Source organism: Bradyrhizobium sp. P2_E8 (genome assembly GCF_056403875.1).
Genome location: NZ_JBFUES010001794.1, coordinates 1 through 715, shown reverse-complemented (window position 1 = coordinate 715; position 715 = coordinate 1). Strand labels below are relative to the sequence as shown.

The window sequence follows — 715 nt, the reverse complement described above, 5'->3', positions numbered from 1 at the left end:
ATTGCGCACTAGGCCGGGACGACGGCGGAGAGTGAGGCCACAGCTCGCGCTATCAAGCAGTGTGAACCCCACGGGAATCGGCTAAACTCCCCCTATGGACAGCAGCGCCCGCAACATCGCCCTCGTGCCGCCGCCGGACCGCCGTCAATCCGAGACTGCGCTGGCGATCGCGCGCGGCACGGCGCGGCTGCTGCGCTCGCTTGGTTTCTCCTGCATCAGCGAATTGCCGCTGCCCTCGGGCCGGCGTGCCGATCTGGTGGCGCTGAACGAGCGCGGCGAGATCTGGATCGTCGAGATCAAGTCGTCGGTGGAGGATCTGCGCGCCGATCAGAAATGGCACGAGTACCGAGCCCATTGCGACCGGCTGTTCTTCGCCTTCACGCAGGACCTGCCGTGCGAGATCTTTCCGCAAGACACCGGCCTGATCATCGCCGACGCCTACGGCGCGCATCTGCATTGCGAGGCGCCCGAGCACAAGATCGCGGCCGCCACGCGCAAGCAGATGACGGTGCGCTTTGCGATGGCGGCGGCGCTGCGGATCAACCGGCTGGTCGATCCGCAGGGGCACGCGGATTTCTGGGAATGAATGCGCACGGTGGGTTAGCGTAGCGTAACCCACCACTTCTGCCGCACGCGAAAGGGTGGATTACGCCTTCGGCTAATCCACCCTACGAAACTTACCTCGGCGCGCGCTTGGCCAAAATGCGCTGCAACG

The 715-nt window shown here is 65.2% G+C and carries 1 protein-coding gene; it reads left to right on the top strand.

All coding sequences use genetic code 11. The annotated features are described in order from the left end of the window. The first annotated feature begins 94 nt into the window (after window positions 1-94). On the top strand, window positions 95-586 hold the full coding sequence (locus AC1D00_RS43970) for an MmcB family DNA repair protein (RefSeq protein ID WP_092186190.1): 492 nt from the start codon (window positions 95-97) through the stop codon (window positions 584-586). Window positions 587-715 lie beyond the last annotated feature (129 nt).

Coding starts and splice junctions, on each gene's coding strand:
- AC1D00_RS43970 (WP_092186190.1), top strand. CDS start 95: ATGGACAGCAGCGCCCGCAACATCGCCCTCGTGCCGCCGCCGGACCGC.